This window comes from Methylobacterium amylolyticum (genome assembly GCF_030700245.1).
GTDB lineage: Bacteria > Pseudomonadota > Alphaproteobacteria > Rhizobiales > Beijerinckiaceae > Methylobacterium.
Map to the genome: position 1 here is coordinate 70000 of NZ_JAUYZI010000034.1, position 6735 is coordinate 76734.

The following is a 6735-nucleotide window of genomic DNA, read 5'->3' on the forward strand; positions in this document are numbered from 1 at the left end:
CCCGGCGGACTCACGGGAGGGCGGCGCTGGCGATCACCGCCGGCGGATCGCGCAGGAGGAGGCCGCGCAGGGCGGCCGCCGCCCCGGCCCCGTCGCGCGCGCGCCGGGTCGCCGCGATCAGCCGGCCGCAGGGCCCGGGCCCGCCCGGTGCCGCCCCGTCGGGCCGCGCGGCGGCGTCGGGCCGCGTTCCCGCGAGGATGGCGTCCAGACCCGGCGCGGCCGGCCGCCCGGCGCGGAGCGCGGCGTCGAGGGCGACGAGGTCGCCGTCGGCGACGGCCTCGCAGGCCTCGGCACCGGTATCGGCCGCTTCGAGCGCGGCCAGGACGACGCCTGCGAAACTCAGGACGGTCGCGTCGTCGGCCGCGCGCAGGCGCCGCCGGAGATGGGCGGAGGCCCGCCGCCGCAGGCCCTCGATCGCCGCCGCCTCGGACCGGCCGGCGAGGTAGCCGTCCCGATACCAGCCGGCGAGGCCCGCCACGGCGTCAACTTCTCCGGCCAGGACCGGCAGGTTGCGCAGGATCTGTGCCCGCGCCGCGGCGGGGCTCGGGTCGGCGTCGAGGGTCGAGTCCGGAAAGCGGCCGGTATCGACCAGGGCGGTGACGATTCCCGCTTCCCGCAGGCGGATCGGGTCGGGGATCCAGAGGTCGTCCGAGGGCACCGCCAGCGCCTCGGCCGCGAAGTCCGCCGGGACACCCGCCGCGAGGTAGGCGGCGCGCTCGGGCGCCGGGTCGACGGGGGTGGCCGCGCCGGACGGATCGGCCTCGTAGGGGGCGTGGAAGCCGAGCCGGCCGCCGGTCGCGAGGTAGCGCTCCCGGCCGCGCACGAACACCAGGGTGCAGGCGGAGGCGCAGGCATCCGGCACGTAGGTGGCGAGGCCCCGCGCGGTGACCAGCGCGCCGAGCGCCTCCGCCTCCGCGACGAGCCCGCCATCGCTGGTGAGATGGAGGCGCCCGACCCCGGGATGGGCCGAGAGCAGGGCCGCGACCCGCGCCGCCACGCCCTCGCTCAGGTCGCCGGCCACCCGGATGTCGCGGCCGCCCGGCCCGAGCGCGACGCGCGTCTCCGTCCCGGCGGGCTCCGCCGCGGGGCCGACCGGCGCGAGGACCGGCCTCGGGGAAAGGTCCTGCCCGAACGGCGGTGCCGCCGCGGCGAGGCAGGCGGCGCCGAGGACGGCGAGGGCGCGCAGGACGGGTCGGGCCGGACCGGGCTTGGCGGACGGTTTGGCGGGCGGCATGCGGGAAGCTCCGTCGATCGCTGCGCGCCGCCTCGACCGGGCGTCCGACCGGGATCGCGTGCTTGCGGGGAAGGCAGGTTCGGGGCCGCGCTCAAGGCTCCCGCGATGCGCTGCTGCGGGAGCTCTTGTGGACGTCGCTGCGGGCGCTACTGGAGGTAGGCCACGAACATCTCGGACACGGCGCGCGCCGCGTAGGCCGCCGGGCTCTCGCCCCGCCAGACCGGGAAGGCCTCGACGATCCGCCGGCCCGCCAGGATCTGCGACAGCTCGTCGGGCATCAGCCCGCCGTCGAGGGCGGTGGCCAGCGCCGCCCGCCCGTGGGAGGTGTAGCGGAAGCCGCCCTCCAGGAGCGCGTCAGCCGGCGTGTGGTGCGTCGTGTGATGCGTGAGCATGGCCGCTCGTCTCCCCCGCGTGTTCCCCGATGTCCGTCACTCCCTCGCGTCCGCAACAGGATGGGCTACAGCGGGTCATCGCGGCGGCTGCGTGCGTCCAGGCGACCATGGGATCCTCCGTCCGGCCCCGCGGCCGGCCCGTGCTGTCGATGCGGCATCGTACCCGTCCCGGCCCGGAATGTGCTCCCAAAGTCCCGCCGTTCCGCAGGCGAGCGCCATCGCGCCGACCGCCCGGCGGAGAAGATCGACGGCCGGCGCGTGTGGATGGTTCTTCTCATCGGGGCGGTCCGGAAGCCGGACCGGAGTGGGATCTTCTCGCAGCGGCGGCCTTTCCGGCATCTGCGCGCGGGACCGCGGCCCGACGCCGACCGCGCCCAGCGCGAGGCCGCGCCGTCAAGTATGGGAGTGTGCCCGCCCCCGGGCCCTGAGACCGGCGGGTTGCTCTTCACCCGAGGGGCGCCTCTTCGCGAGCCCGCACGAAGCCGCTTCGGCTCACGCTCCGCCGGGGCCGCCGATCCAAGTGCCCCGGAACGACAGCAGCGCCTCGTAGACCGGCTCGCCGGTCTCGTTCCAGATCTTGACCGTGAACTCCCGATTCCTGCCGTCCGGCAGGGTGTCGCTGGCCAGGAGGGTCAGGGCCCTGATCGCCTCGCGCCGTGCCGCCTCGGCCCCATCGTAGGCGGCCCCGTCGTCGTCCGGGGTGATGCGCTCGCCGTCGTGGAGATCGATGAAGTAGTGCGGCACGGCTGTCCTCGACCGGCGCTGGAGTCGCGTCCCCCGATCAATCGCGTTCACCCCCGTTGGTTCGAGCTTGGCCGCTGAGCGGGGGAACCGCTGAGCGGGCCGGCGGGCCAAGCTTGACTTCAGTCCCCCGTCCGCGCTGCCTGACGGGGCGAGCCGTGGGACACGGGCATGATCTTCGTCACCGACGCGAACGGCCGGGCCACCTTCGTCAGCCGCGACTGGGAGGAGCTGACCGGGCAGACCCTCCAGGAAGTGGTCGATTACGGCTGGATCCGCGTGGTGCATCCCGACGACCGCGAGGTGGCCCGCAACACCGTCGCGGGTGCGATCCGGGAGCAGCGCGAGTTCAGCGTGCGCTACCGGGTGCTGCGCCGGGACGGCCGGCCGCTCTGGGTCGCGGCGGGCGCCGTCCCCTCGTTCGGCCCGCCCGAGCGGACCTTCCTCGGCTTCCTGGGATCGATCACGCCGGTCGCCGAGGCGCCGGGCGGGAGCCTGCGGGCGGAAGGCGTGCTCGGGCGGTTCGTCCCGCTGCCCGCCCACGCCGCCGCGCTCCCGGCCTCGGCGCTGGAATCGGTGGCCGATCACCTGATCATGGCGCACGCGCTCGCCGTCCAGGGCGGGTCGGGGCGGGCGCTCCCCGCCATCGAGGCCGCCCTGCGGCAGGTCGGCCTCGAACTGGCCGGCACGGTCGCCGCCGAGCACGATGCCACGATGTTCCACTGAGAGTCTGTCTGGGATCATATTGTGGTTTGGCAGAGCTTTCGCGTCATGAGGCGGATGGAGGCGAGGAGGAGGAAGGCGCGGGCGGTGCGCGAGCGGCATTCCCAGTCCTTGGCCAGCCTCCGACAACGGTTGAGCCAAGCAAAGGTCCGCTCGACGATCCAGCGCTTGGGCAGCACGACGAAGCCCTGGGCCTTCTTGGAGCGCTTGACGATCGTCAGCTTGAGCCGACGGCAGACCCGGCGCAGGCCCGCCTTGAAGGCCGGTCCCTGGTAGCCGCCGTCGGCATACAGCCGCAGCAGGAAGGGATAGAGGCCGAACAGGGTCGCCATCACCCACACGCCGCCGGTGCGGTCCTGCACGCTGGCCGGGTGCACCAGGGCGTGCATCACGAGACCTTGCGTGTCGACGAGGATGTGGCGCTTCTTGCCGCGGATCGTCTTGCCCGCATCGTAGCCCGACGGGTCGATCGACGCCCCCCTTTTTCCGCGCCCTTGACGCTCTGGCTGTCGAGGATGGCGGCCGTCGGGCTGGCCGCCCGCCCGGCCTGCTCCCGGCAGGCCATGAACAGCGTGTGGTGGATCCGCGCCAGCGTGCCGTCGTAGTCCCATCGGTCGAGGTAGCCGTGCACGGTCGCGCGCGGCGGCAGATCCGTGGGCAGCGCCCGCCACTGGCAGCCGGTGCTGAGCACGTACAACAGCCCATCCACCACCGCTCGCAGATCGACCGTGCGCTTGTTGCCGCCCCGCTTGGCCGGCGCGATCAGCGGTTCGATCAGCGCCCACTCGGCATCCGTCAGGTCGCTGGGAAAGCGCTGGCCCCTTCGATCGTACCGGCCCCGGTTCTCCTGTGTCCACATCAGCCGCCTCCAAAAAGAGGCCGCATCTCAGCACAAGATGCCGCCGAACAACAATATGATCCCAGACGGACTCTCAGGTTTTTCGGATTTTCCTGCGGAGGATGTCGATCGGCCTAGCGCCGGTAGGTCGCACCCATCAGGTCCTCGACCGGGCGACCGACGACATCATGGCCCTGTTTCTGGCCTTGAACCGGGAGCTAGGTATCACCGTCCTGATCGTGACCCACAATCCCATCATCGCCGCGTGCTGCCCGCGCCGCATCGCTCCGATCGTAACGCCGACGGCGTCGTCGAGCCGGGTCCAGACCTAGTCCGTGATGGGGGACGGTTAAAACCGACAGATAGTTTGCTTTTGCCTGTTTGAGCCGACATAATGGCATGCATCGGAGAACCACTCATGCGCCGCGGCCATCTGCTGACCACCCCGCCCTACGAGGTCGAGACGGCTCTGAAGCGCCTGGGCGCGGATCTGCGCACCGCACGCCTGCGCCGCAACATTACCCTCGTCGAGATTGCCGAGCGGATTGGTGCGAGCCGAGAGGTGATCGGCGAGGCCGAACGCGGCAAGCCGTCGACCAGCGTCGCCATCTACGCCGCCCTCCTGTGGTCATACGGCATGGTCGAGCGTCTTGGGGGCCTCGCCGATCCTACGACCGATGCCGAGGGGCTCCGACTCGCATCCCTGCGTGAGCGGCGCCATGCCCGGGCGCCCCAAGCGCTCGACGACGACTTCTGATCGCGCCGATGCCTGAGGCTTACGTCTACATCACCCTGCCGGGTGCCGTTGCGGCCGTCACCGCCGGCCGCTTCGAGCACACCGTCAGCCGCAACGGCGTCGCAGTCGGGCGCTTCGTCTATGGGCGTCGCTACCGCGAGCGTCAGGATGCCGTCGAGATCGATCCGGTCGAACTTCGCCTCGGCAGGGCCGGCTTCGAGACGGTGCGCCTCAACGGCGTCTTCGGAGCGCTCCGTGATGCCGGCCCGGACTACTGGGGGCGCCGGGTCATCGAGAAGCATGCCGGCCTCGCACGGCTCGGCGAACTCGACTACCTGCTGTACGCACCCGACGACCGGGCTGGCGCCCTCGGCTTTGGCCTGGGCGTCGATCCGCCTGCTCTCGTGCGCGCGTTCAACAGGACCTGGGACCTGGAGAAGCTTCAGAGCTTGGCGGATGCCCTGCTCGCGGACGAGCCGCCTCAGGACGCCGCCCAGGTCGAGGAACTGCTGCTGCTCGGCACGTCCATGGGTGGTGCCCGCCCCAAGGTGGTGGTGGAGCACGAGGATGCGCTGTGGCTCGCCAAATTCAACCGCCCCGACGACCGGTGGAACATGGCGCGGGTGGAGCATGCGACCCTGGAACTCGCCCGCCGGTGCGGCCTGCAGGTCGCCGTCTCGCAGATCGCCGCCGTCGGCGGCCGCGACGTGCTGCTGGTGAAGCGCTTCGACCGGGAGCGCGTCGAGGGCGGCTACTCCCGCGCCCGCATGGTCAGCGCCCTCACGCTGCTCGAAACCGACGAGACGCCGGATGGCCGCGCGCGCTGGTCCTACATCCTCCTGGCCGAAACGCTGCGACGGATCAGCGAACGGCCGCGGGAGGACGCGCACGAGCTGTTCCGTCGGATGACCTTCAACGCCCTGGTGTCCAACATCGACGATCATCCCCGCAATCACGCGGCCTTCGCGCCGGCGCTGGGCTGGAGGCTGTCGCCGGCCTACGACCTGACGCCCACGCCCGCGGTGGCCGAGGAAAGGCGGGATCTCGCCATGGCCTGCGGTCGCCAAGGCCGTTTGGCAAACGCCGCGAACCTACTCAGCGAGTGCCGTCGGTTCCTCCTGACACCGGAGGAGGCCTCGGCCATCGTCGATGAGATGGAGCGGATCGTCGGCCAGGAATGGTACGCCGTGGCGCGTGGTTGCGGCATCAGCGAAGGCGACTGCGAGACCATCCGTCGCGCCTATGTCTATCCGGGGTTCCGCCACTGACGCTGCCCTCCGGAGGTTCGCGAGGGCGTTATCTTGACCATATCCGTGATCCCTGATGGGTGCGTACTCGCTTGTCACGCCGTCATTCGCGGTGTGAAGAGGGAGGAAGCCGCTGCCGGAATTCCCGGCTAACCTGCAGCAGGCTCACGTTAGTCGTCGATCCCCACGGGTCGGTCCGCCCTTCTGCCCAGCCGTCGCGATCCACTGGTGCCAGCCTGCGGCGGCATGCGCCTGCAACGCCTCCGGGTGAGGGTGCCGGTAGACGTTTCCGGTGCCGTAGGAGATCACCATCGTCGTGCCCAGTGCCGCGGGTGTGGGGATCTGTGTCACGGCCGAATGGAACCTCGCGCCGTGATGTGTCGCGATCAGGTGTGAGATTGGGCCGAGAGCCGCAATGGTCGTCGGAAGGCACTGGTAGTCGGCGTCCCCCTTTCAAGCGACACGCGGAACAGGGTTCTGCGTCACTTTGTGTGGTGGCACGGAGTGAGCGGGAGCGGTCGCGCTTGGCTGGGATTCGGATGGGGAGAATGCTGTCCCCGAGCTACCCATGCCCAAGCGCTTGCTCCCCTTCATCCCCTCCTCGCTGCGCGTCGTCGCTGTCACGGCCGAGCCCGAGCACGTGACGGTGCTGGCGGTGCCGCGCTCGGCGGCGGCGTGTTGTCCGGTCTGCCGGAGGTGATCCGCCCCCCTGTGAGTGGTCCGCCCTTTGGTATGGCCTGTGGGCCAAGACGAGGACGGACGGATGGGGACGAAGCGACACAAGCCTGAGGACGTGATCGCCAAGCTGCGGCAGGTGGACGTGT

Annotated in this window: 9 protein-coding genes; 5 read left to right on the forward strand and 4 right to left on the reverse strand. The window is 71.3% G+C overall.

Annotated features, from left to right (window positions below):
• Window positions 1-10: 10 nt before the first annotated feature.
• The 3 genes from Q8W71_RS22015 to Q8W71_RS22025 form a co-directional block, all read right to left on the reverse strand.
• Window positions 11-1234: a COG3904 family protein gene (locus Q8W71_RS22015; protein WP_305527550.1), complete on the reverse strand. Its 1224-nt coding sequence runs from the start codon at window positions 1232-1234 to the stop codon at window positions 11-13.
• A gap of 146 nt (window positions 1235-1380) precedes the next feature.
• Window positions 1381-1626, reverse strand: coding sequence for a hypothetical protein (locus Q8W71_RS22020; protein ID WP_305527551.1), 246 nt, complete (start codon window positions 1624-1626; stop codon window positions 1381-1383).
• 492 nt (window positions 1627-2118) lie between these two features.
• Window positions 2119-2370: a DUF6894 family protein gene (locus Q8W71_RS22025; RefSeq protein WP_305527552.1), complete on the reverse strand. Its 252-nt coding sequence runs from the start codon at window positions 2368-2370 to the stop codon at window positions 2119-2121.
• A gap of 168 nt (window positions 2371-2538) precedes the next feature.
• Here Q8W71_RS22025 and Q8W71_RS22030 point away from each other — a divergent pair, with 168 nt between their 5' ends.
• Entirely contained in the window at window positions 2539-3093 is a 555-nt protein-coding gene (locus Q8W71_RS22030) for a PAS domain-containing protein (protein WP_305527553.1), read from the forward strand.
• Window positions 3094-3107: 14 nt separating this feature from the next.
• On the opposite strand, the gene Q8W71_RS22035 is transcribed toward Q8W71_RS22030, so the two are convergent.
• Window positions 3108-3949, reverse strand: a protein-coding gene (locus tag Q8W71_RS22035; RefSeq protein WP_370875495.1) for an IS5 family transposase whose coding sequence is annotated in 2 segments (ribosomal slippage) — window positions 3108-3538 and window positions 3538-3949 — 843 coding nt in all. Because the reading frame shifts where the segments join, the coding sequence is not laid out codon by codon here.
• Window positions 3950-4116: 167 nt separating this feature from the next.
• On the opposite strand from Q8W71_RS22035, the gene Q8W71_RS22040 reads away from it, so the two are divergent.
• From Q8W71_RS22040 to Q8W71_RS22055, 4 genes are all read left to right on the forward strand, one after another.
• Window positions 4117-4260 (forward strand): hypothetical protein, encoded by a 144-nt coding sequence (locus tag Q8W71_RS22040; RefSeq protein WP_305527555.1) that lies wholly within the window; start codon window positions 4117-4119, stop codon window positions 4258-4260.
• 86 nt (window positions 4261-4346) lie between these two features.
• On the forward strand, window positions 4347-4685 hold the full coding sequence (locus Q8W71_RS22045) for a helix-turn-helix domain-containing protein (RefSeq protein ID WP_305527556.1): 339 nt from the start codon (window positions 4347-4349) through the stop codon (window positions 4683-4685).
• An 8-nt stretch (window positions 4686-4693) separates the two neighbouring features.
• Window positions 4694-5932 carry a type II toxin-antitoxin system HipA family toxin gene (locus Q8W71_RS22050; protein ID WP_305527557.1) on the forward strand — a complete coding sequence of 413 codons (1239 nt, stop codon included), beginning with the start codon at window positions 4694-4696 and terminating at the stop codon, window positions 5930-5932.
• Between the two features lie 547 nt (window positions 5933-6479).
• Window positions 6480-6611 (forward strand): hypothetical protein, encoded by a 132-nt coding sequence (locus tag Q8W71_RS22055; RefSeq protein WP_305527558.1) that lies wholly within the window; start codon window positions 6480-6482, stop codon window positions 6609-6611.
• The last annotated feature ends 124 nt before the right edge of the window (window positions 6612-6735 follow it).

What these genes read in the sequence shown, in the direction of transcription:
- Q8W71_RS22030 (WP_305527553.1), top strand. Translation starts at nt 2,539, where the DNA reads ATGATCTTCGTCACCGACGCGAACGGCCGGGCCACCTTCGTCAGCCGC.
- Q8W71_RS22045 (WP_305527556.1), top strand. Translation starts at nt 4,347, where the DNA reads ATGCGCCGCGGCCATCTGCTGACCACCCCGCCCTACGAGGTCGAGACG.
- Q8W71_RS22020 (WP_305527551.1), bottom strand. Translation starts at nt 1,626, where the DNA reads ATGCTCACGCATCACACGACGCACCACACGCCGGCTGACGCGCTCCTG.
- Q8W71_RS22055 (WP_305527558.1), top strand. Translation starts at nt 6,480, where the DNA reads ATGCCCAAGCGCTTGCTCCCCTTCATCCCCTCCTCGCTGCGCGTCGTC.
- Q8W71_RS22015 (WP_305527550.1), bottom strand. Translation starts at nt 1,234, where the DNA reads ATGCCGCCCGCCAAACCGTCCGCCAAGCCCGGTCCGGCCCGACCCGTC.
- Q8W71_RS22050 (WP_305527557.1), top strand. Translation starts at nt 4,694, where the DNA reads ATGCCTGAGGCTTACGTCTACATCACCCTGCCGGGTGCCGTTGCGGCC.
- Q8W71_RS22040 (WP_305527555.1), top strand. Translation starts at nt 4,117, where the DNA reads ATGGCCCTGTTTCTGGCCTTGAACCGGGAGCTAGGTATCACCGTCCTG.